Origin of the sequence: Glutamicibacter sp. (assembly GCF_032154645.1) — a bacterium.
Taxonomy (GTDB): Bacteria; Actinomycetota; Actinomycetes; order Actinomycetales; family Micrococcaceae; genus Glutamicibacter.
Window position 1 is genome coordinate 230,140 of sequence record NZ_JALDXV010000002.1, and the last position, 21,105, is coordinate 251,244.

General features: G+C 57.3%; 20 protein-coding genes. 13 read left to right on the forward strand and 7 right to left on the reverse strand.

Annotation, left to right across the window (positions count from 1 at the left end; genetic code table 11):
* Positions 1-39: 39 nt before the first annotated feature.
* Complete coding sequence (locus RUH64_RS02930) at positions 40-579, forward strand: DUF1697 domain-containing protein (RefSeq protein ID WP_313811163.1); 540 nt, start codon at positions 40-42, stop codon at positions 577-579.
* Positions 580-645: 66 nt separating this feature from the next.
* Entirely contained in the window at positions 646-1,305 is a 660-nt protein-coding gene (locus RUH64_RS02935; RefSeq protein WP_313811165.1) for a trimeric intracellular cation channel family protein, read from the forward strand.
* 3 nt (positions 1,306-1,308) lie between these two features.
* Here the strand turns inward: RUH64_RS02935 and RUH64_RS02940 are convergent, their stop codons facing one another.
* Positions 1,309-2,565 carry an MFS transporter gene (locus tag RUH64_RS02940; RefSeq protein WP_313811167.1) on the reverse strand — a complete coding sequence of 419 codons (1,257 nt, stop codon included), beginning with the start codon at positions 2,563-2,565 and terminating at the stop codon, positions 1,309-1,311.
* An 18-nt stretch (positions 2,566-2,583) separates the two neighbouring features.
* Positions 2,584-3,138: a helix-turn-helix domain-containing protein gene (locus RUH64_RS02945; RefSeq protein ID WP_313811169.1), complete on the reverse strand. Its 555-nt coding sequence runs from the start codon at positions 3,136-3,138 to the stop codon at positions 2,584-2,586.
* 144 nt (positions 3,139-3,282) lie between these two features.
* On the opposite strand from RUH64_RS02945, the gene RUH64_RS02950 reads away from it, so the two are divergent.
* The 3 genes from RUH64_RS02950 to RUH64_RS02960 all read left to right on the forward strand — a co-directional run bounded on the left by RUH64_RS02950 (position 3,283) and on the right by RUH64_RS02960 (position 6,425).
* Positions 3,283-4,800 carry an MFS transporter gene (locus RUH64_RS02950; protein WP_313811170.1) on the forward strand — a complete coding sequence of 506 codons (1,518 nt, stop codon included), beginning with the start codon at positions 3,283-3,285 and terminating at the stop codon, positions 4,798-4,800.
* Between the two features lie 293 nt (positions 4,801-5,093).
* The gene (locus tag RUH64_RS02955) at positions 5,094-5,297 is read left to right on the forward strand and encodes a cold-shock protein (protein ID WP_028268826.1); all 204 of its coding nucleotides are present in this window, start codon (positions 5,094-5,096) and stop codon (positions 5,295-5,297) included.
* Between the two features lie 141 nt (positions 5,298-5,438).
* Entirely contained in the window at positions 5,439-6,425 is a 987-nt protein-coding gene (locus RUH64_RS02960) for an LLM class flavin-dependent oxidoreductase (RefSeq protein ID WP_313811174.1), read from the forward strand.
* 110 nt (positions 6,426-6,535) lie between these two features.
* Here the strand turns inward: RUH64_RS02960 and RUH64_RS02965 are convergent, their stop codons facing one another.
* Positions 6,536-7,792 carry an MFS transporter gene (locus tag RUH64_RS02965; protein ID WP_313811175.1) on the reverse strand — a complete coding sequence of 419 codons (1,257 nt, stop codon included), beginning with the start codon at positions 7,790-7,792 and terminating at the stop codon, positions 6,536-6,538.
* A gap of 224 nt (positions 7,793-8,016) precedes the next feature.
* Between RUH64_RS02965 and RUH64_RS02970 the strand changes: the two genes are divergently transcribed.
* From RUH64_RS02970 to RUH64_RS02985, 4 genes are all read left to right on the forward strand, one after another.
* Positions 8,017-8,493, forward strand: a complete 477-nt coding sequence (locus tag RUH64_RS02970; protein WP_313811177.1) for an Lrp/AsnC family transcriptional regulator — start codon at positions 8,017-8,019, stop codon at positions 8,491-8,493.
* A gap of 131 nt (positions 8,494-8,624) precedes the next feature.
* Positions 8,625-8,885 (forward strand): hypothetical protein, encoded by a 261-nt coding sequence (locus RUH64_RS02975; RefSeq protein ID WP_313811179.1) that lies wholly within the window; start codon positions 8,625-8,627, stop codon positions 8,883-8,885.
* A gap of 47 nt (positions 8,886-8,932) precedes the next feature.
* Complete coding sequence (locus RUH64_RS02980; protein WP_313811181.1) at positions 8,933-9,838, forward strand: LysR family transcriptional regulator; 906 nt, start codon at positions 8,933-8,935, stop codon at positions 9,836-9,838.
* A 190-nt stretch (positions 9,839-10,028) separates the two neighbouring features.
* Positions 10,029-11,078, forward strand: a complete 1,050-nt coding sequence (locus tag RUH64_RS02985) for an enoyl-CoA hydratase/isomerase family protein (RefSeq protein ID WP_313811182.1) — start codon at positions 10,029-10,031, stop codon at positions 11,076-11,078.
* A 3-nt stretch (positions 11,079-11,081) separates the two neighbouring features.
* Here the strand turns inward: RUH64_RS02985 and RUH64_RS02990 are convergent, their stop codons facing one another.
* The 3 genes from RUH64_RS02990 to RUH64_RS03000 all read right to left on the reverse strand — a co-directional run bounded on the left by RUH64_RS02990 (position 11,082) and on the right by RUH64_RS03000 (position 16,530).
* Positions 11,082-12,848 (reverse strand): FMN-binding glutamate synthase family protein, encoded by a 1,767-nt coding sequence (locus RUH64_RS02990; protein WP_313811184.1) that lies wholly within the window; start codon positions 12,846-12,848, stop codon positions 11,082-11,084.
* A 167-nt stretch (positions 12,849-13,015) separates the two neighbouring features.
* Positions 13,016-14,797, reverse strand: a complete 1,782-nt coding sequence (locus RUH64_RS02995; RefSeq protein ID WP_313811185.1) for an ABC transporter ATP-binding protein — start codon at positions 14,795-14,797, stop codon at positions 13,016-13,018.
* Entirely contained in the window at positions 14,794-16,530 is a 1,737-nt protein-coding gene (locus RUH64_RS03000) for an ATP-binding cassette domain-containing protein (RefSeq protein WP_313811187.1), read from the reverse strand. The genes RUH64_RS02995 and RUH64_RS03000 overlap by 4 nt, the downstream gene beginning before the upstream one ends.
* Before the next feature lie 85 nt (positions 16,531-16,615).
* Here RUH64_RS03000 and RUH64_RS03005 point away from each other — a divergent pair, with 85 nt between their 5' ends.
* The gene (locus RUH64_RS03005; protein WP_313811189.1) at positions 16,616-17,629 is read left to right on the forward strand and encodes an acyl-CoA thioesterase; all 1,014 of its coding nucleotides are present in this window, start codon (positions 16,616-16,618) and stop codon (positions 17,627-17,629) included.
* Entirely contained in the window at positions 17,626-18,249 is a 624-nt protein-coding gene (locus tag RUH64_RS03010) for a phosphoribosylanthranilate isomerase (RefSeq protein WP_313811190.1), read from the forward strand. The genes RUH64_RS03005 and RUH64_RS03010 overlap by 4 nt, the downstream gene beginning before the upstream one ends.
* Before the next feature lie 81 nt (positions 18,250-18,330).
* Here RUH64_RS03010 and RUH64_RS03015 read toward each other — a convergent pair whose 3' ends face one another.
* On the reverse strand, positions 18,331-18,795 hold the full coding sequence (locus tag RUH64_RS03015; RefSeq protein ID WP_313811191.1) for an acyl-CoA thioesterase: 465 nt from the start codon (positions 18,793-18,795) through the stop codon (positions 18,331-18,333).
* Positions 18,796-19,031: 236 nt separating this feature from the next.
* On the opposite strand from RUH64_RS03015, the gene RUH64_RS03020 reads away from it, so the two are divergent.
* Together RUH64_RS03020 and RUH64_RS03025 are read left to right on the forward strand one after the other, a co-directional pair.
* Positions 19,032-20,402, forward strand: a complete 1,371-nt coding sequence (locus tag RUH64_RS03020; protein ID WP_313811193.1) for a histidine kinase — start codon at positions 19,032-19,034, stop codon at positions 20,400-20,402.
* A complete protein-coding gene (locus RUH64_RS03025; RefSeq protein WP_313811194.1) occupies positions 20,399-21,058 on the forward strand; it encodes a response regulator transcription factor in 660 nt (219 codons plus the stop codon). Before RUH64_RS03020 ends, RUH64_RS03025 begins: the two co-directional genes overlap by 4 nt.
* The last annotated feature ends 47 nt before the right edge of the window (positions 21,059-21,105 follow it).

Below are 21,105 nucleotides of genomic sequence, written 5' to 3' on the forward strand. Positions count from 1 at the left end.
CCCTCGACAAGCACAAAGTCGATGAGTTTGGATTAACCCATGTCAAAAGTTGTGGTGTTTCTTCGCGGGGTCAATGTCGGCGGCGTCAAAGTGCTAATGAAAGACTTGAGCGCCTTGCTTATTGCTGCCGGCTACACGCAGGTACGCACATTGCTTGCCAGCGGAAATGTAGTCCTGGACCCGGGTAATGAAACAGTGCTGGAAGTACAGGAACGCTGCAACCAACTTCTTGAAGCTCATTACGGCAGGGCAATACCCACCCTGGTTTTCTCTCGCGAGGAAATTGTTGCGCTCGGCGGCAAGTTCCCTTTGGCCATTCCAGAACCGGTGTCAGAACATCACGGATATTTGACACTATGCGAAACGACGTCAAAGGCCGAAGAACTATATTCGTTGGCGCGCCAAGCGGCACCGGATGCCCCCTTGGCGGTGAATGGGCGTTCTCTGTGCTGGATCGTCCGCAAAGGACAAAGCACCACGGACCCTTTGGCGAAATTGCATACAACACAGGCACGCAAACAGATCATCACGACCCGCAACCACAACACCTTGGTCAAGCTCGCCTCGATTGTTATTTGAACTGATTCCCACGGCATAATTAATCGTTGCTCTGTTCGCCGTTGAACTTTGACTGAAAGCCCGTGAATGCTGACCATTGTTGAACTTGTTGGTATTTTCTTCTTCGCCGTATCCGGCTCGCTCATGGCGGCTCGACGAGGATTCGATATGTTGGGCTCTGCGTTTCTTGGTGGCGTCTGTGGTCTGGGCGGCGGAGTGGTCCGAGATTTGATTCTGAACCAGTCTCCGGCTTCTTTTGTGCACCCGATCTATTTCATCCCTCCAATTCTTGCCGCGCTGTGCGTCTATGCCTTTACCCCAGCAGTTCAGAAGCTGCACCGCTTGGTCCTGATCTTTGACGCGGCGGGGCTTGGCTTGTTCTGCATGACCGGAACCCTAAAGGCGCTGGAGAATGACTTCAACCCGGTGTCTTCGGTATTGCTAGGCGTCATCACCGGTGTGGGTGGCGGCATGATGCGTGACGTCATCGCCAACGTCACTCCGGACCTATTCAACCCAAGAGATGTTTATGCAGTGCCCGCGATCGTCGGCGCCACGGTCACAGCCCTTGCCTGGAACGCGGGAATTCTAAATATTGCAGTGGGCATTTGCATCGCAGGATTTACCTTCGCCCTGCGCATCTCCTCAATTCGCTTCGGATGGAGTGTCCCGCTGGCCGCTGGACATTGGCATCGTCAGAATCCTCCAAGCCCACCGGCCAATGACGGGCCGCGTCGACACTTCTAGCGGTCAGCTCAAGCGTTCCAGCTTCCCTGCTTCTTCGACGCCGGGTGCTGTGTCTTCGATGGTCGTCGGCGGGTTGATGATCACAGCACCAATCAGCATGACCACGACGCAGATGCCGAGCATGGAGAAGGCAACGCCCCACGAGTCGGTAGCCTTCTGAACCACTCCAAAGAGCATCGGAACAATACCTGCCCCCGCGTAGCCCAGTCCCTGGGCAAACCCCGAGAGCACTCCGGAGCCGTAGGTGGTGCGGGAACGCAGGTTCATCATCAGCAGCGCAATGGCGAATGTGCCCTGCCCCAGACCCGCCATGGCAACCCAGAACGCCGTGCCGTTGGTTGGCGACAGGTAAATGCCCAAATGTCCTGTCACCCAGAAGACGGTGAAGACCAGCACCGCGAAAATCGGGTTCTTCAACCGGGGAACCCACAACGGCACCAACAGCGAAACTGGGAGTCCGAGGATTGCAAAGAGCGCCAGCATATTGCCAGCGGTCAGTTCGTCGAGACCGCGGGCCTGAAGATACGGCGGCAGCCAGGTGAAGTACACATAGGTCTGCGCCGAGTTGCCTGCCAGGAAGATGGCAAGGCCCCAGGCGACCTTAGATTTCCAGGGGTTGATCTTCACCAGCGGTTGGACAGCGGCTGAAGCAAGGTTTGGTTGGTCGGGACGATCGACCTTGCGATCAGCGACAATCTGTAGGATCCATGGGATCAGCACGATGGTCGAAAGAACGGCCCAGGAGCCAATCGAAATTTTCCAGTCGGTGACGTTGGCCAGCGGTACTGAGAATTGCGGAGCCATCCAGGTGCCGATGGCCAGCATGGTCACATAGCCGCTGGTAACAATGCCGATGTGGTCGGGGAAATATTTCTTCACCAATGGCGGCAGCACCACGTTGCCGATGCCGTATCCTGCCAAGGCAACGATGGACATTCCAAGGAATGAATAGACTTCCGGCATAAAGATGCGGGATACCTGTCCAACGATGGCTAGTCCGATGGACAGTATCAGGGTGCGTTCGAGTCCAAAGCCGCGGATCAGGCGTGGTGTCAGCAGACCGGAGACTGCGAAGACGATAGGGGCAAGGGTCGCCAGAAGACCAATGGTGAATTCGGAGAACTGAATATCGGATTGAATCCGCGCAAGCAGTGGAGGCACTGAAACCACAGCTGCCCGCAACGACAGTGCCAACAGCAGGATGCCGAGAAGCGCCCCCACTCGCCCCTTCATGGAAGTTTTCGGGCTGGTACTCGACATGGACTATTACCTCAAAGACTATTGGTTGCGTTGGCCCAACTTTTTCAGTTGCGGAACCAACTCTAGTAACTGGGAGAGGTTACCTTCAAAGTTTCGCTGGTACCAGGTGCCCGGCATGCCGGTAAACGCGTACAAGCCCTCGCTGATCAGCATGATCAGATGGGCAATGTCTTTGTCCCCTACCTCATCCATCAATGCCGCCAACCAGCGCTCGGAAATGCTCTCCAACTGGGCGTTAGCCGATTCCACACCGGACTGGGCTAGACGCTGCAAGGCAAGCAGCAGTCGGTCAAGCTCGGTATTCACCTGAGCGCTGGTGCGAATGAAGTATGCGGAGGCGCCTTCTTCGGCGTTGTTCATGTCTTGTAGGTCCGCCAGGATCAGTTCTTCACTGAGCGCCACGACGGCGCCGGCCAAGGCTTCTTTGGAAGCAAAGTGATAGAGCAATCCGCCCTTGGAGACCCCAGCTCGCACGGCGGTAGCTTCCATGGTTGCAGCACGTTCGCCCTCTTCACATAACAGTGAGATATATGCGTCTAAAACTTTGGTGCGTGCTGCCGGGGGCCGTGCCATGGAGCTCCATTCAGTATTCGATGGCGAACTAGTGATGAGTACAACCATACCCAAAGATTGTAACTATACCGTCTGGACGGTATAGTTATGTTTGTCCCGGTCACTTACTGGGACTACATCACTTAAGAACACAGGATGATACTCATGAGCTCACTACTCACCGACCAGACATCAACGCTGTCCAAGCCGCGACGTTGGGCGGCCTTGGTTGTGCTCCTTTTCCCAGTACTGCTGATTTCCGTGGACAACACGGTCCTCACCTTTGCAGTACCAGCCATCTCCGAGGCGCTTGGACCCACCGGCACCCAGCAATTGTGGATCATCGATATCTACCCGCTGATCCTCGCAGGCCTGCTCGTCCCCTTCGGCTCCCTGGGCGACCGCTTCGGCCGCCGCCGGCTGCTGTTGATCGGCGCCTCCGGATTTGCGGCCATCTCGGCCTTCGCTTCCTTCGCCACCGACCCGAATCAGCTGATCGCCTCGCGCGCACTGCTCGGCGTCTTCGGCGCCATGCTGATGCCTGCAACACTGTCGTTGATCCGCAACATCTTCACCGACGACACCGAGCGCCGTACCGCTATCGCCATTTGGGCCGCGGCCTTCTCCGGCGGTGCAGTGCTTGGCCCGCTGGTAGGCGGCGTGCTGCTGGACAACTTCTGGTGGGGTTCGGTCTTCCTGCTTGCTGTTCCCATGCTGCTTCCATTGTTGATCGGTGGACTGATCCTGGTTCCAGAGTCCAAGGATCCTAACCCGGGCAAGGTCGATCCGATCTCCATTGTCTTGATCGTTTTAACCCTGCTTCCGTTCACCTTTGCCATCAAGTCGTTTTCCACCGTTCCATGGTGGGCTTTGATGATCGCAATTGCCGTGTCAGTCACCTGCGGCATTACCTTTGTGCGCCGTCAGCTTGGTGCCAAAATCCCAATGATCGACGTTCGCCTATTCAACAACGCAAAGTTCTCCGGCTCACTGTTGGTGAACCTGATTGGCATCTTCTCGCTGATCGGCTTCATCTACTTCGTGTCCCAGCACCTGCAGCTCATTGCCGGCTACTCCCCCATGCAGGCGGGCCTGCTCATGACTCCCGGCATGTTGTTGTCCATGGCCTTCGGCCTGCTTGCGGTAGGACTGTCCAAAAAGTTCGGTTCACCGAATGTCATGATGGTTGGCCTGCTATTCTCCGCCCTTGCCTACACCCTGGTGCTCGTTGCCGGTAGCAATCCAAGCGTTGCACTGCTCATGGTTGCCTTCTGTGTACTTGGCACTGGTATCGGCATGACCGAGACGTTGTCCAATGACATGGCGCTGTCGGCAGTACCCGCATCCAAGGCGGGCGCCGCCTCGGCAATTTCCGAGACTGCCTATGAAGTTGGCACCGTACTGGGCACCGCCGCGCTGGGCACGATCTTGAACACCGTGTACAGCTCCAATCTGGTGACTCCCTCAACCTTATCTACCGCTCAGGCGGCGCAGGCTACGGAGACCTTGGGTGGTGCAGCTCAGGTGGCAAGCACCCTTGATCCAGCATCTGCCACGGCACTGTTGGAATCTGCGGCAAGCGCATTTGACCACGGTGTTATGTACACAGCATCCATTGCTGCGGTGCTGTCAATCATCGCTGCCATTGTGGTCTATCGAGTCATCAAACCTGCAGCTAGGTAAACATTTCGAATCAATATCTCAAATTTTTGATTATTTGCGCTCAGGTTATTCAAATGTTGCCTGTGACCACGTAGGCTAGGCTGTGTAGTTCCAAAGTAATTCGCGAAGTACCCTTTAGAAGTTTGTGAATGTCGGACCATTTTGGTTGGCGCGAGCCCTTCTAGACGTGAAGTGAATGACTTGGCTGCTTCGCAGAATCATTTGATGGAAACATCACCGAATCTGCGTAGATACAACCAAGATCGCCTCATTAATTAGTCGGCGAGATACGTCTGAAAGGACCAAATAAGAATATGGCAACCGGAATCGTCAAGTGGTTTAACGCTGAAAAGGGCTTCGGCTTCATCGCTCCGGACAGCGGCGACCCAGACGTGTTCGCACACTTCACCGCTATCCAGACCCAGGGCTTCCGCACCCTGGATGAGGGCCAGAAGGTTGAATTCGAAGTAGTTGAGGGTCCAAAGGGCCTGCAGGCTGCAGACATTCGCGCTCTCTAATCGAAGGTCTTTGGCACTAACGCCTGACTTTTAATAACAGTGGGTGGCTATCCTAAATGGATAGCCACCCGCTGTTTTTTAATCACACTACTATTTGCGTGCGCAAGGAATAGAACTCAAATTAGTCCAGTTGAAAATAGTGTGAAGCTATCGATTTTGGACCTCGCCCCGGTTACCCCCGGAGGCTCAATTGCAGACTCATTCAAATCCTCGGTCAGACTGGCGCAAACAGCTGAACGCAATGGCTATGAACGTGTGTGGTACGCCGAGCACCACAACATGCCGACCATCGCTTCCAGTGCCACCTCGATCCTGATCAGCCACATCGCTCACCACACCGAGCGCATCCGACTCGGCTCGGGCGGCATCATGTTGCCCAACCATTCCCCCTTGGTCATTGCCGAACAATTCGGCACCCTGGCGGAAATCTTCGGGGATCGCATCGATCTGGGTCTTGGCCGTGCACCGGGCACCGACATGAACACCCTACGTGCGCTGCGCCGCGATCCCGCCGCGGCCGACACCTTCCCGCAAGATGTACTGGAGCTGCAGGGCTACCTGGCAGGCAACTCGCGCATCCCGACGGTGCAAGCGATTCCCGGCGCAGGCACCAATGTTCCGCTGTATATCTTGGGCTCTTCGCTCTTCGGAGCAAAACTTGCTGCCCAGCTGGGTCTTCCGTATTCCTTCGCCTCGCATTTCGCCCCCGATGCACTGCATCAGGCAATCAAGCTGTACCGCGAAGAATTCACTCCATCCGAACAGCTGGCCGAGCCTTATGTCATTGCAGGTGTCGGTGTGGCAGCCGCGGAAACCAGCGAACGAGCACACGAGCTCTTCGAAGTTGCCCGTCGGCACCGTGTCGCGAGTTTCCTCGGCCGAGGGGCACAGAAGGAATTCACCGAGGCTGAGGTAGACATGCTGATGGATACCCCACAGGCCGCGCAGATTCTTGACATGATGCGATACACGGCGGTGGGCACCGGGGCTCAAGTTGCCGAATATCTTGAGCGCTTTGCGCAGACCGCGCAGGCTGATGAATTAATCACCGTGCACTACCCCACCGATGCACAAACGCGGCTTGATTCTGTCATCATCACCGCCCAGGCTGCTGGACTGGTCGGCTAAGTACTGCCCGATTTTGGTATCGAAGCCAGGATGCACAATGATCCGTCTCAGCTCTTCCCCTGCGGGAAAGCCGAGACGGATCATTGTTGTTTTCGAAGTGTTGTCGGTTTCTATTCTGCCCGCAGGAAGTAGCGGCTCTGCTTGAGCCAGAAGATGGCCCAGCTAGCCAGCAGCGCACCGGCAAGTGCACAAAGGATGGAGAAGATGAAGATGCTCGGTGCTTCCCCGAAGCGTCCCACCGCCCAGCCGAGGGCAATCACGGGAACCGCGCTGCCCAGGTAGGTCACCAGGTAGATTGCAGAAACCGTTTGAGCGTGAAGTTCCGTGCTCACCGCATCAACGCACATGGCGAACGCGGTGCGGAAGGCAACTCCCTGTCCCAGGCCGAGCACCACCAAAGAAATCAACGCTGCCGGCAAAGAGCCTTGAGTTGCGCTGAAGCTCAGGCTGACGGTACCGGCACCCAAGAGGATCAGCCCCACTGGCAACAGGTAATTACCGCCGCGGACCACCACCTGGGACAGGGCCGAAACTCCGAGCGGCAGTCCGGCAATTAGTCCAATGGCCCACAGCGCATTCAGGTTGAAAGCATTGGCCATGTAGCCAGGTGCCAGTGACAAGACGAAGCCGAAGACCGCAAAACTGAGGAAACCGACCAGCGCCGCCATCCAGAAGTGCATGCGTGCCTCACGTGGAATGCCAATGCGCCGTGGGGCCAGCGCCTTGCTGCGCTGGCCGGCGGTCGGGATACCAATGGCAGGTCGCGCCTGCAAGGTTCCCAGTGGAATCAATACCAAAAACAGCAGGACTACCTGCGTCATGAAAACCGTGGTGCGCCCACCGGGCAAGGATGCAAGCAGCCCTCCAAGGAATGGTCCGAATGCCACCCCGCCCGAGGAAGCCAAGAGGGTGAAGCGGGACGCCCAGGCCGGTTTGGTGGGAAGCAGTTCACGCAGTGCCGCTGCTGTGGCACCGGTAGCCAGCGCCACGCCTGCACCTTGAAGGCCGCGTCCGATGCACAGTTCCGTGAGGTTCGAGGCATAGCCGAAGACGAAGGTTCCAGCCATGGAAACTACGACTGCCAGGACTAAGGCAGCACGGCGTCCGATGTGATCCGACCAATGTCCCACCGTCAGCAAGAAGAGCATCAGCGAGCAGACGTAGCTGGAGAAGGCGATGGTTGTCCCCATCGCGCCCAGATTCAGTTCAGTCTGCAGGTGGGGGTATAACGGAGTGGCAAGGTTTGCGCCCACCAGCAGCATAAAGCTGACGATTACCGTCAGTACTAGGCGCGCTGTGATTCCGGGGTTCCACGAGAGTTCGTGGGTGACGGCCGGGCGCATGCGTAGTTCACTGATGACAGACACAGTTCTGCTCCCACGAAATGCTGGCGACTCGATGATGAAAGTTCTTACCGGTGGGACCTTTTGAAGTCCCACCGGTTATTTGAGCGTTCTGTAAGCGTTTGTCTACTGCTGCAGCCCGTTCACTCACTAATATCCTCTTTGGAATCTCATCTAGAGACATTAATTGGTAGGATTTGAGCATTATGGTCAATTTTCTGACCTTGGCTGGTATTGGGAGTGCGCAAATGGTTCGGTTGGACGAAGTCGATCTGAAAATTCTCTTGGCATTGATTCGAGATCCGAGGATTCAGGTTTCTGAATTAGCTGATGAAGTGGGAGTTGCGCGCAACACCGCACAGTCCCGCCTTCGCCGCCTGCAGCGCTCCGAAATCTTGCGCGACGGAGGACGGGACATTGACCTTGGATCACTCGGTTATGACGTTCTGGCCTTTGTGACGCTTGAAGTCAATCACCGCGAACTTGATGCTGTTGTCACCGCGTTGCGCCAGATCCCGAATGTCCTAGAAATCCATGAAACTTCCGGACGGGGAGATCTCTGGGTCAGGCTGATTGCCACCGACACCCATCAATTGCAGTCGGTGCTGCGTCAGATCCTTCGCGTTAAGGGAGTCACTCGCTCGGAAACGACGTTCGCCCTGCATTCTCACCTTGCCTACCGGGCTTCCCCGCTCCTGGAACACTACGCAGAACACGACCACTAAAAGAACCACCCGCGACACGCGAATTCAAGTCTTTTGTTCAAGTCAATACGGTTCTAGGCTGGGGGCAACAGAAGTCACGAGGTATGTGCCCGACTTCCGGCAGAGCCTCGTCTACACCGAAGGAGCACGCCATGACGCGGGACTTTGAACCAACCGACTTCGCACCTGAATACGGCAACGACATCTATGAGCCAGACGATGGCCGAGATTCCCAAGCCTATGAAGGCTCCAGCGACATGCCGGAGACCATGCGCAACATCGATCCGCTCGCAAAGCGCAATTATCTCTACGACGACGACCTAGAAACGGCTGATGAACTCGACAATGAGTTCAACGAGGACAGCAACGACGAGGAAGATGAAGATTCCGAAGACGATGAGGATGAAGACTAGATTCACTGCCTAAGAAAATCTATCGCTAGAAGCCTTAGAATTTAGATGTGATTAATCCAGTTCATTTGCGCACCCTGCTTGAAGTTGTGGCCCACCGATCATTTGCCACCGCCGCCACACGGCTAGGTTATACCGCCAGCGCCGTCTCCCAGCAGATGACAGCACTGGAGCGCAGCACAGGCACCACGCTTTTTGTTCGCGGCGCTCGCTCCATCACGCCAACTGCGGGTGCCATGCGCATGGTGCGTCACGCCAAGCGTGTACTCACCGACCTGGACGCACTCATGGCCGACGTCGCTACGATTTCTACGGACTCCGCTGAGAATGAAGAAATCAAACTCGGGATTTTCCCGTCGTTGGCGACCTTTGCGCTCCCCCAGATTCTCAAGGCCGACGACTGGAATTCACTGGGCATCAACCTGAAGCTTTGGATCGGTGAACCCCAGCAGACCGTGGCAGGGCTCGGCACCGGCGGCGATCTGGATCTTGCACTCATATTCCAGGTGGGACCCGGCGGCCTTTCTTGGCCCGCGTCTCTTGAACGCACCTGGCTAGGAGATGATCAGTTCCGCGTAGTCATCCCCGCTTCGTGGCCGATCGCCGAAGACTCGCAGCTGACAGTCGACCAGCTGGCAGAATGGCCATGGATCTTCCACCACCCCGGCACCTCGGATGCGACCTTGATTTCCCGACTCTTCGCCTCCTACAACATCCACCCACAGGTCGCCGCTTACTGCGATGACTTCAATGCATCTCTGAGCCTTGTTGCATCCGGGCTCGGTGCAGCGCTAGTCCCAGATCTAGCCATGGCGAACATGCCAGAAGGCATCCGCATTGTTGACGCCCCGGAAATTCGTTTGGCGCGCTCAATCTTTGCGCTGAAGCCCGAAAACTCCAAGAAGCCGAAGGCCGACCTAGTCCTCGATCGCCTGGCTCAGGTGCTCGCTCAGTAGATTCCCAAGGACGGATTAGTTTCACTTTCGCCCCCTGCATTCCTTGGATCAAAACTCGCGTTATTTCGGAAGTTACAAGGACGTCAATACCGCTTAACTTCCTGCCGGTATCTGCAAGGTATTGTTGCTTCAGACCGCTCTTTCACCGCCCAGCTCAATGCTGGCAAGCTCAGGCAAAGGCTTTCGATCCTTGACTACCTCCACCGATTCCTTGATTCTCTCCACCGTGTACGGCTCCATTGGCCATGTTGAGCTCAACCGACCGGCCAAGCTGAACGCTTTGAACCTAGAGATGCTCTTGGAATTGCACCGTGTGCTGGCCGCATGGGCCGAAGACCCAAAGATCAGTATTGTGCTGCTCACCGGCACCGGAGCACGCGGCTTCTGCGCTGGCGGGGACATTGCCGACTTCCACAAGGCGGTCACCACCGATCGACACGAAGACTTCTTGAATCTACTGTCAAACGAGTTCCAGACCGACCTGTTGATCGCCCGCTACCCCAAGCCTCTGGTCACCATGGCACATGGCATCACCATGGGCGGCGGCATCGGATTGGCCAGCCACGCTCCGGTGCGCCTTGTCACCGCCGACGCTCGCATGGGTATGCCAGAGGCAAAAATCGGGTACACCCCTGATGTCGGAGGAAGCCACCTGCTGGCAAACATGCCTGGACACTTCGGCGAATACTTCGCCATGACAGCAAATTCCTTCACCGGAGCCGATGCCGTCTATCTAGGCTTTGCAGATGTCGTGGTTACCGAAGATTTTGCACAGAACATTCTCGATCACATCGACGAGTTCAACGGGCTGAACGCTGCAGACATGGCATCTGCCATTGAAGTTCTGCATGCTGCGCCGGAATCCTATCGGCTTGAACTAGATCAGGGATGGGTCGACCATGCGTTCAGCGCTGATACACCCGAAGAAGTCGTATCACGGCTCAACGAGATGGTTCATCCCGGCGCGCAGCAGGCTGCCGAGCTCATTGCGCAGAACTCCCCCACCAGCGTCAGTTCCGCGTTCTACGCCGTACGCGCCGCACGCGAAGCAGATAACCTGCGTACGGCGCTGGACCGCGAACTTCGGCTTGCCGGTCACCTGATGCACCAGCCGGATCTGGCCGAAGGCATCCGCGCGCAGGTGATCGACAAGGACCGCAACCCACAATGGTCTCCGAAGCAGCTAAACGAGGTCAACACAGAAGCGCTGCTGGGCCTCATGGACCCAGCAGACGCATAACTTCTATTTAGAACCCGGAATACCCTCGGGTCTGGTCACATTTGAATGCACCGGGTGCACCTTGGTCGAGTTATGAGGCTCGATGCGCGGTGCGGCCACTGCATCCTCCGGCTCGCGGTATTCACGAGGGTTGGCAATGTCCACCGAGCGAGGCTTGCCATAGTGGATCGGCGCGTACTCGCCAAAGTGATCCGGATCCGCGTTCTCCCAGTCCGCCGCCCAAGAGTCGGGCGCATTCTCCAGAAGTTCATTGGGGCCAAGCCAGTGGAACAATTCCGCATAGGAGCGGGTGGATTGCAGATTCACGCGGCGGCGCAACATACGGGTGTTGAGCTGATGCGGACCTGTCAGACCCATGGATGCCATCAGCTGTCCGGCCTCGGTCACGGTGAGCTTGTGGTAGTTGTAGACGCGGTGCCCCTTGTCTTCAACGTTCAGCGCCCGTGACAACCGTGGGTTCTGTGTGGCAACGCCTACGGGGCAATGGTTGGTGTGGCACTGCTGAGCCTGGATGCAACCGGTGGCCATCATCATCGAACGGGCGGAGAAGGTGAAGTCTGCACCCTGGATCAGGCGTTTGATAATGTCTGAGCCGCTAGCGATCTTACCCGCCGCCGCCAGCTTCACTTCGTGGCGAAGACCCGTGCCGACCAGAATGGTGTGAACCAGCATTAGGCCCTCGGACAGCGGCGTACCCACGTGGTCTTCGTATTCAATCGGCGCTGCACCCGTGCCGCCTTCGGCACCGTCAACTGTAATGAAGTCAACCAGCGTCCCGGTATCAATCATTGCCTTGCAGATCGCCATGATGTCGGTGCGCGAACCAACACAGAATTTGATACCAATTGGCTTTCCACCGCTGAGTTCGCGCAGCGTGGCTACAAACTGCATCAGTTCACGCGGAGTGGAAAATTCCGAATGGCTCGCCGGCGAGATACAGTCCTGCCCCATGGGCACGTCTCGTGCCTCGGCGATCTCAGGGGTAATCTTTGCCGCCGGTAGAACGCCTCCCAGACCGGGCTTGGCGCCCTGGGAGATCTTGATGGTGATGCCCTTGACCTCTGGTCGAGTTGCCTTCTGAGCAAATTTCTCTGGATTGAAATGGCCTTCGGGAGTCCGGCAGCCGAAGTAGCCCGAACCGATTTCCCAGAAAATATCGGCGCCGCTCTCCAAGTGATACTTGGTCAAACCGCCTTCGCCGGTCTCCTGCATGAACTCGCCCATGGCAGCACCCTTGTTCATGGCGCGCACCGCGTTGGACGACAGTGCCCCAAAGCTCATGGAAGAGATGTTCATCAGTGATGCCTCATAGGGCTGGGTGCATTGGCTGGAGCCGATGCGAACCCGGTGTTGGCCCTCAGGTGGCGCGACAGGTGCCGTTGAATGCAGCAGGTATTCGTGACCCACTACGCTGACGTCCAGCTCGGTGCCGAATGCCTTGTGGCTGTCGGCTCCCTTGGCCCGAGCATAGATCATTGAACGGGTGTCACGGTCGAAAGGTTTACCGTCGGTATTGCGCTCAATAAAGTACTGCTGAATTTCCGGACGGATGAATTCAAAGAAGTAACGGGCGTGTCCCACGATTGGGAAGTTGCGCAGAATTGAATGCCGTTTCTGCGTCAGATCATGGATGCCGACCACCACCAGAACGCCGGTAAGGATGACTAGGATCCACCAAACCCACTCACCCGAAACGCCCGCGAGCACCGCGGTAGTGACAAACCCGACGACAAGCAACGCCAGAAACGAAAGAACAACTGTACGCATCATGAGCCGAGCTTATCGCCAAGTCGGTGCACTGTCAGGGATCTTTGACTTATCAACGCCAATAATTCACAACTAGGTGAGCCGAACACACCCGCATGGTCAACTACCGAACTCGTAGGCAAATACGCCATCGGTAAATGCCTAATCAGCTTCGTTCTGAGAGCCTAATTCTAAGCAGGAAGAATTTTGTCTGCTTCGCGAATCGCCATGCGTGAAAATAGTGATTCGCTGTCCGCCAACAACACTCCCGGATCGCCCGTTTCGGCAACTTTTCCCTCACGCAGCACAATAACTTCAGATGCGGTTCCCAGAATCGAAATGCGGTGGCTGATCATCAGCACAGCCATGCCCTCAGCGCACCGTCGATTAATCGCGGCCAGGACCATCTGCTCGCTCTGTGTATCCAACGCGCTCGTGGATTCATCAAGTATCAGCACCGCAGGCTTCCTGACCAAGGCACGAGCCAAGGCTAGGCGTTGTCGCTGTCCGCCTGAAAGTCGGGTCGAGCGATCCCCCAGGCGCGTCTCCAGTCCCTGTTTTTGCCCGTCGAGCCAAGATTTCAAGCCCAGTTCGGCAAGCACAGTCATGAGCTCTTCGTCGCTGATGTCTTTGAGCCCCAGCAGGAGGTTGTCGCGGATGGATCCGCGAATCATGACGGCTTCCTGCGACACAAGGATGATTCTCGAACGGACCTCGGCAGAGGCAGCCTCGTTCAGGTTCACTGCGCCAAAGGTGATTTTTCCCGTGCTGGGTATGGCTCGGACCAGTGCGGAGGCGACAGTGGATTTACCCGATCCGCTGTCACCCACCAACGCCACAATTTTGCCCGGTTCGAGATTAAGCCCCAAGTTCTCCAATACTTTGACGCCTTGGTAGGCAGCGCCCAAGTTAGTGATCGCTAAGGTACCGGTTTCCGGCAGCGGCTGTGGCTGCGCTGGATCCTTAACCTGTGGCTGCCCCAGGGTCACCGAATACAGTCGTTTGGCGCTTGCCAACGAATCCTGCAGGCCAATAATGAATCCGTCCACGGTACGGACAGCCTCGAAGGATGGAACGGCAATCGCAGCAAGGATTAACAGCGCAGGCAATTCTCCGCGTGCGGACATGATGATCACAAGGCCCAGCAGGCTGCCCCACACCACGATTTGGGTCAGGGCTGATCTAAGGCCTGTCAGCTTTCCTGCGCGTAGAGTCTTGGCTTTGACGGGACGGGCTGCGTTATTGAATCGCTCCTGCATTGCCTTGCCACTGGCATAGCCATGAACCACATCGATTCCCGCCAATGTTTCGGTGAGAATCTGATTCTGTATCCCCCTCACCCGAGCCCCGTCGCTGGCGGCGCTGCGCAATCCTTTGACTCCCAGCGCAGGAATGACCAGGCCGACTAAGACGTAGGCGGTCAGCAACAGCAATGCAGGGGTTTCACCGAAATTCAACCAGGTCCACCAGGTCACCGCGGAGCTGATGACAATAGCAGCTACCGCCGGCGGCAAGGTGTGGGCAAAGAAGACTTCAACGCGGTCGACATCCCGTGTGGCTACCGCCAGCAATCCACCAGAATTCTTGCTGCGCGCGTCGAATGGTGCCTGGTACTCGGCGGCGGCAAAGATCTTATTGCGCAGCCTGGATAGAGACAGGAACGCCACCTTATGGCCAACGTACTGTTCACCGTAGCGCAAAGCGCCCTTGAACAACCCCAAGACGATCATGAGGAGAATCAGCCAGGTCCATGACAGCCCCGTCAATGATTCAAGGACCGAAATATTGGCCGTCTTGGCAATGCCGACCGTCGCAACCAGGTAGATGCCTAATGATGCACAGCGGGTCAGGCAGGAGAGGATACAGGCAACGAGCAATGGGGGAAGCAGATCCGAGGTATTGCGGATCAACCACCCGATGGTCGCCATTCCGCTGGGTTCCGGGCTCTGGGTTTCTGTAGGATGCTGGCTCATTTTTCCTCCCCCACCGTTGAGGAGTTTTGAAGTTCCTGGGCTCGCTTCTGGAAATCTCTCATGGCGTTGTTCAAGTAGCCCGGTGTTTCCAACAAGTCGTTGAGTTCTCCATCCTGAATGATTTGTCCTTGATCCATCACGATGACTCGGTCATAGTCGCGGAGCAATCCAAGTCGGTGGGTCACGGTAATGACAGTGACCGAGCTGTCCAAGGTGCGCAGGGTCGTGAGTACCTCTTCCTCAGTCTGAACATCAAGCGCGCTGGTTGGTTCATCGAGCAGCAGCAATGGTCGGTCGGCCAATAGTGCACGTGCGATGGCTAGGCGCTGAGCCTGTCCCCCGGAAAGCCGCGCACCGGATTCTCCGAGCTTTTCGCCTAGGCGTTCCGTCGGGTTCTCCCCCAACCACGAACTTAAGCCTGCCCGCTGCAGGGCGTGAATCATCTGTTCATCGCTGACCTTGGGTGCTGCGAGCTGAAGGTTCTCGCGCAACGAGAGCGAGAAGAGCGTCGCATGCTGCTCAACGACGGCGGTGGTGCCCTTCAGCGTGGCTGGCCCCATGCCCATCCGCCCGTCGCTGATGGTTCCTTCGCTTGCCTCCAGCTGTCCTTGAAGAACACGCAGAAGTGTCGTCTTGCCGCTGCCGGAGGCTCCAATAATTGCAGTGCGCGACCCTGCGGGAAATTGCGTCGAGATCTGATGAAGTGCCCGGTGTTCGCCGTCGTAGCTGGCGCAGACATTATCCAGTACCAATCCGCGGTTGCGCAGGTCTACATCCAGCGGGTTCGCCACCGACTGGTGGAATGGCAGGGAGCTGATCTCTGCGATCTTTTGTTCTGCTGCCTTGCCTGTCATTCCGATGTAGAAGAAGCTGCCAACATAATTCACGGGGGCAAGCATCAGGAAGCTGAGGATCACGAGGCAGACAGCTTCGCCCGTGGACATGGCACCGGTACCTGAGCGCCACCATGCCAGCGCCGCAGCACTGGAAATCAGCAGCACGGCAAAGGATGCATCGATCACCAGCAACACCAATTGATTGCGGGCAAGTAGCTTCATGACCTGCAGGCGCACCCGCTCGGAAGCTGCCGCGATCCGCTGGCCCATCCAACTTCCGCCGCCGTTGAACTTGAGCATTCCCAGGGAACGCAGTGCATCGAGGAATGTCGCCGTGAGGATTCCCTGTGCCCGACGGTATTCGCCGGAGGATCCGCTGAAGCGTCGTTGGAAACCAATCACAATGACCGGAACCAACGATGTGGGAATGAGCAACAGACCAGCCGAGACCGGATCCAGTACCAGGGCGATGAAAAGCAACACCAGCACCGGCGTTGCCACCGCGGCGATCGCCGGCCCCATAAAGGCACTGCGGTACTTGACCGATCGGTCCACCATGTCCATGGCGGTGTGCACCAGTTCGCCTTCACCCACACGGCGCACCGACAGTGGACCGATGGACAGGTAGTGGTGCAGAAGCCTGTCGCGCTGATATGTGGTCATGGCTTGGCTGGTGTGTGCAATGACCATTGGGATCAGCAGCGCGCAGAGTGCCACGGTGACAAGTTCGCCGCCTGCTTCCCAGTACCATGCGGTATCCAAAGGGGCATTCGACGACAACAGGTCGATGGCCCGTCCAACCAACACGGCCAGCCCGGCGGTACTTAATGCCGATACCAGACTGAGCAAAACCACCAACCCGGTGGACGCCGAAAATAAACCAAAGACCCTACGCACAATCTTTATCCTAGGCCAGCATCAACATCGCCCGCCGGATGTCACAGATTGCCGCTGATGATTCGGATCAGTCACACTTGTACGCATGACACGCCAGGATCCAACTTCCCGCCCGCAATCTGTGACCTTGCGATTCCTTGCCGCCCCGACCGATGTTGGGGTAGCCGGAACCGTCTCCGCGGGAACGGTGTTGGAATGGGTGGATAAGGCGGCCTATGCCGCCGCAGTGGGATGGTCGGCCAGCTATTGCGTGACCGCCTACGTAGGCAACATCCACTTTGAAGATCCAATTCACTCCGGCGACCTGGTCGAAGTCACCGCCTCCGTGGTCTACACCGGGCGCACCTCAATGCATATCCGCACCGAAGTGTCCTTCTCCGACCCTCGAGACGGCAGGCCGACAGTCTCCAGCACCTGCCTGGTGATCTTCGTAGCGGTGGACGAGCACGGAAATCCCACCAACGTGCCGGAATTCGTGCCGAGCACTCCTCGCCAGGAGGAACTGCACGAGCACGCCATCGCCCGCATCGACATCCGCAATCAGATCGTGGCGGCGATGAAGGACCAGGTGTACTCGGATCAGGGCACCGCCGAGCAGGTGACGCTTCGATTCCTTGCGGCCCCTACAGACGTTAACTGGGGCGGCAAGGTCCATGGCGGCATCGTCATGAAATGGATCGACGAGGCGGCCTCGCTGTGTGCTTCCCGCTACTGCGGCAGGGACACCGTCGCTGTGTTCTCCGGCGGCGTGCGCTTCTACCGCCCGCTGTTCATCGGAGATTTGGTCGAGGTCGAAGCCCGCTTGGTCTACACCGGCAATAAGGGCATGCACATCTCGGTGCACGTCCGTTCGGGCAACCCAAAGACCCGAGAGATGAACACCACTACCTATTGCCTGACGGTTATGGTGACCCGCGATGAGACCGGTACCGCCGTTCCGGTCACGCCATGGGTCCCGGTGAGTGAAGAAGACCGCAAGCTGTGGCAGCATGCCCAGGACCTGATTGCCATCCGTGCCAATGCTCCGGGCGGCTACACCCCAACCCACCTCGCTGCGGCTTCCGACAGCGATCTTTCAGTGGGCGGGTCTGCACAGTGAGCGCCAAACCTTTCGTCAAGGTCTGCGGCCTGTCCACCGAAGCCGACGTCGCGGTAGCCGTGGAGCATGGTGCTGATGCTTTGGGCTTCGTTCTCACGCATAGTCCGCGAGAGGTTTCTCCTCAGCGCGCCGCAGAGCTCGTTGCCGGCGTACCTGAGAATGTTGCCACCGTCGCGGTATTCCGTTCCGAGCCGGTAGAGCAGGCCATCGCCCTGGCTTCAGAAGCTCGGGTCGGGTGGATCCAGTTGCATGGCAAGCGCACCCCAGAAGATGTTCAGGCAGTCAAGGCTGCCGGTTTCCACGCTATCCGTGCCGTACGCATGGACGCAGAAGCTTCCGAGTTTGGCGACTGGGGAGAAGATTTCCTGCTCATCGATGCGGCCGTACCTGGCAGCGGCGAGAGCTGGGACTACACTGCGGTGCGCGAACTTGCAGCTGGTCGCCGTTGGCTGGTTGCCGGTGGTTTGAGCGCCCAGAATGTTGTGGAGGCCCTGGCTCAATCCCAGGCGTCCGGAGCGGATGTTTCTTCTGGCGTGGAAAGCGCTCGTGGGGTCAAAGACCCCGCGTTGATTGCCGCCTTTGTCGACGAAGCTAAGCATGGCAACGCCGCTGCTTCATAGCGAAATATCACCTCGAAACCATTGAACGGTGGGGTCTGCTACCTTCAGCTCCCCGCCGTTCTGCATCGGCGGAATGCCACACTACCCAATCCAGTTGTGGGGTGCCGGCTTGCGGCTTCCCGGCAGTGCGCCGTTTTCACGCCAGTCAATCAGCCATTGTGGAACGACTCGGTCTTCAGGCAGCTCTAGTCCGACCGCCTTCAGGATCTCCTCGTTGGATACAGCGCCCTTGCGCGAGGTCATTCGGGTGGCTATGTATGCGCGGGCATAAATTTCTCCATTGACCACGATGCGCTGTTCGAAGTAGATGCACTTCTCGTCCATGCCCAATAGGCGGGTCTCTTGCGAAAATTTCTTCCCAAGCTCCACCGACTTGCGGAAGGTGATCGTTTCGGTCTGGACCACCGGGGTCCATTTGTTCTTGCGCATCACGTCCCAGACACCTGAACGGAACATCAGGTCGAACCGGCCCAGATCAAAGATGGAGAAATACATGCCGTTGTTGATATGCCGGGCAAAGTCGACATCTGTCAGGGTGGCCCTCATGCTCAAAGAACCTGTGTCAAACATCGTTAAACGAGGAGCTTTTTTGCTACGCAGGTACACCATCAGGACTCGAAAGATCATGTGCATACCATCACATTACTAGCTAGTAACTTAGATCACTAGTCCACCGGATCATGAGTAGACCTTTGTCGTAATCCTTTAGAGCCATGCCTCGTACTCCTCTGCCCGGTAGAGTCGAAGCAAACTATCACAGCACCACATAGCAAGGAGCAAGGATGCGCTGGCTGACCTCCTTCATGCATCGGCTGTTGCCTGCACTTCCCCCAAGCGACTGGGAACGCCCCAGCCCATCTCCGGCCGCCCTGCGCCGAGACGTCCTGCTCACTCTGGGCTTCCTCGCCTTCGCCTTGCTCAGTTACGAAATGGTCCTCTCGGTTACGGAACAGGACAAGGCAGTTGACCGCCTTTCAGCCTATGCAGTGTTGGCTTCACTGATCTTGCCGTTGATGTTCCGCCGCCGCTGGCCCATCACCATGATGCTTATCGGTTCCGCAGCATTTATGATCAGCGGCACCTCCCCTGCCTATTCGGTCACGATGCAGCTCACGGCGCAGATCGCCTACTTCTTGGGCCTATACACGGCCGTCTCTTGGTCCAAAAACCGCAAGGCGCTGTGGACCACGCTGAGCATCGTTCTGTTGTCGATGACGGTGTGGATTCTGATCAGCCTGTTCACCAGCGACCTGCTCGAAGAGGCGGGCAAGGCCATTGTTGAGAATCCTGCCGGATTCATCTCGCCGGACGCCGCCTTCGCCGCATATACCTTCGCCACGAACCTGCTGTATTTTGGCGGTTCGATATCGCTGGGATTGATCAGCTGGTCCAATTCCTACGCCAATGAGGTCGTCAAGGCCCAGTCCGAACGCATCGCCAATCAGGCCGAACAGCTAGCCGACCGGGCCGTCAACGAGGAACGGCTGCGCATCGCCCGCGAACTACACGACGTCATTGCCCATCACATTGCCTCGGTGGGAGTGCAGGCTGCCGCGGCGCGCATGGTGCAGCAACGGGACCCGGACAAGGCCAGCGAACTGATGAAGGGCATTGAAAGTTCTGCTCGCAGCGCCGTCGGTGAGACTAGGGCGCTGCTAGGCGTGCTGCGGGAAAGAGGCTCCGAAGTTCTGCCGGAATCCGCCGTTCCAGACAACCGGCATCCTGAACCATCCATGGCCATGCTGCCCTCGCTGGTCGCAGAGAATGAGGCGATGGGCCTGTCAATTACCATCTCTCGTTCCGAGCACATCGATGGATTCGTTGACTCATTGGCACCCGGCATTTCACTCGCCCTCTACCGAATCTGCGGCGAGGCCCTTGCCAATGTCCGCAGGCATTCAACAGCCAGGCGCGCCACCTTGTCACTACGCTCGGGCGCTGATGAGCAGGGTCCATGGGTTGAAGCAGAGGTGACGGATGAAGGCAGCAGCCGTGCCGACAGTTCTGGCAGCGGCTACGGGCTGCGAGGTATTCGCGAGCGCGCCAACCTACACCATGGGTTCGTCGAAATAGGACCGCGCATTCCGCGCGGCTGGCGCACACGAGCAAGGCTCCACGTCGCTACCGATTCGCCTACTAAGGTTGAATCATGACCTCTATTTCCGTGGTGATCTGCGATGATCAACCATTGATCGTTTCTTCTTTGGCACTAATCCTTGAGACAGATCCCGACATTCAGGTCGTGGGTACCGCCGCCAACGGTGCAGAAGGCGTCAAGCAGGTCTTGGCCCACGCACCCACCATTGCGCTCATGGATATTCAAATGCCGCAGCTCGACGGCATAGCCGCCACCGCGCAAATCACTGCAGACAGCGCAACAAAGGTTGTTGTACTGACGACCTTTGACAGGGACGACTACTTGATTGATGCGCTTGATGCGGGTGCCAGCGGTTTCATTCTGAAGAATACAGAACCTGAATTCTTAATCAACGCCATCAAGCAGGTTGCTGCCGGCCATGCCCTGCTCTCCCCCGAGATGACCATGAAACTGATCCGCCACCGGACCGGCACCCTAGAATCCACCAACGAGCCGTCCGGCGAGCGCCAGTTGCTTGAATCTTTGACTGGGCGAGAGTTACAGGTCCTCACCGAGCTCGCCAAGGGGAAGAACAATCAGGAGATCGCTGCGGTGCTCTCGCTTTCCGAGGCGACCGTCAAGACCCACCTGTCGAATCTTCTGGCAAAACTACACCTGCGCGACCGTGTGCAGGCGGTGCTCTTTGCTCATCGTCTGGGGCTCATTCAATAGTTTCATTCTCAAGAGTGAGTCTTGCGCGGCCCGAATTTTCTAGGCTT

Bases quoted from the DNA above. Each gene is read 5' to 3' on its own strand.
- RUH64_RS02940 (WP_313811167.1), bottom strand. From the start codon at position 2,565: ATGTCGAGTACCAGCCCGAAAACTTCCATGAAGGGGCGAGTGGGGGCG.
- RUH64_RS02935 (WP_313811165.1), top strand. From the start codon at position 646: ATGCTGACCATTGTTGAACTTGTTGGTATTTTCTTCTTCGCCGTATCC.
- RUH64_RS02975 (WP_313811179.1), top strand. From the start codon at position 8,625: ATGACGCGGGACTTTGAACCAACCGACTTCGCACCTGAATACGGCAAC.
- RUH64_RS02955 (WP_028268826.1), top strand. From the start codon at position 5,094: ATGGCAACCGGAATCGTCAAGTGGTTTAACGCTGAAAAGGGCTTCGGC.
- RUH64_RS02990 (WP_313811184.1), bottom strand. From the start codon at position 12,848: ATGATGCGTACAGTTGTTCTTTCGTTTCTGGCGTTGCTTGTCGTCGGG.
- RUH64_RS03025 (WP_313811194.1), top strand. From the start codon at position 20,399: ATGACCTCTATTTCCGTGGTGATCTGCGATGATCAACCATTGATCGTT.
- RUH64_RS03020 (WP_313811193.1), top strand. From the start codon at position 19,032: ATGCGCTGGCTGACCTCCTTCATGCATCGGCTGTTGCCTGCACTTCCC.
- RUH64_RS02970 (WP_313811177.1), top strand. From the start codon at position 8,017: ATGGTTCGGTTGGACGAAGTCGATCTGAAAATTCTCTTGGCATTGATT.
- RUH64_RS02950 (WP_313811170.1), top strand. From the start codon at position 3,283: ATGAGCTCACTACTCACCGACCAGACATCAACGCTGTCCAAGCCGCGA.
- RUH64_RS02995 (WP_313811185.1), bottom strand. From the start codon at position 14,797: ATGAGCCAGCATCCTACAGAAACCCAGAGCCCGGAACCCAGCGGAATG.
- RUH64_RS02930 (WP_313811163.1), top strand. From the start codon at position 40: ATGTCAAAAGTTGTGGTGTTTCTTCGCGGGGTCAATGTCGGCGGCGTC.
- RUH64_RS03005 (WP_313811189.1), top strand. From the start codon at position 16,616: ATGACACGCCAGGATCCAACTTCCCGCCCGCAATCTGTGACCTTGCGA.
- RUH64_RS02945 (WP_313811169.1), bottom strand. From the start codon at position 3,138: ATGGCACGGCCCCCGGCAGCACGCACCAAAGTTTTAGACGCATATATC.
- RUH64_RS03015 (WP_313811191.1), bottom strand. From the start codon at position 18,795: ATGAGGGCCACCCTGACAGATGTCGACTTTGCCCGGCATATCAACAAC.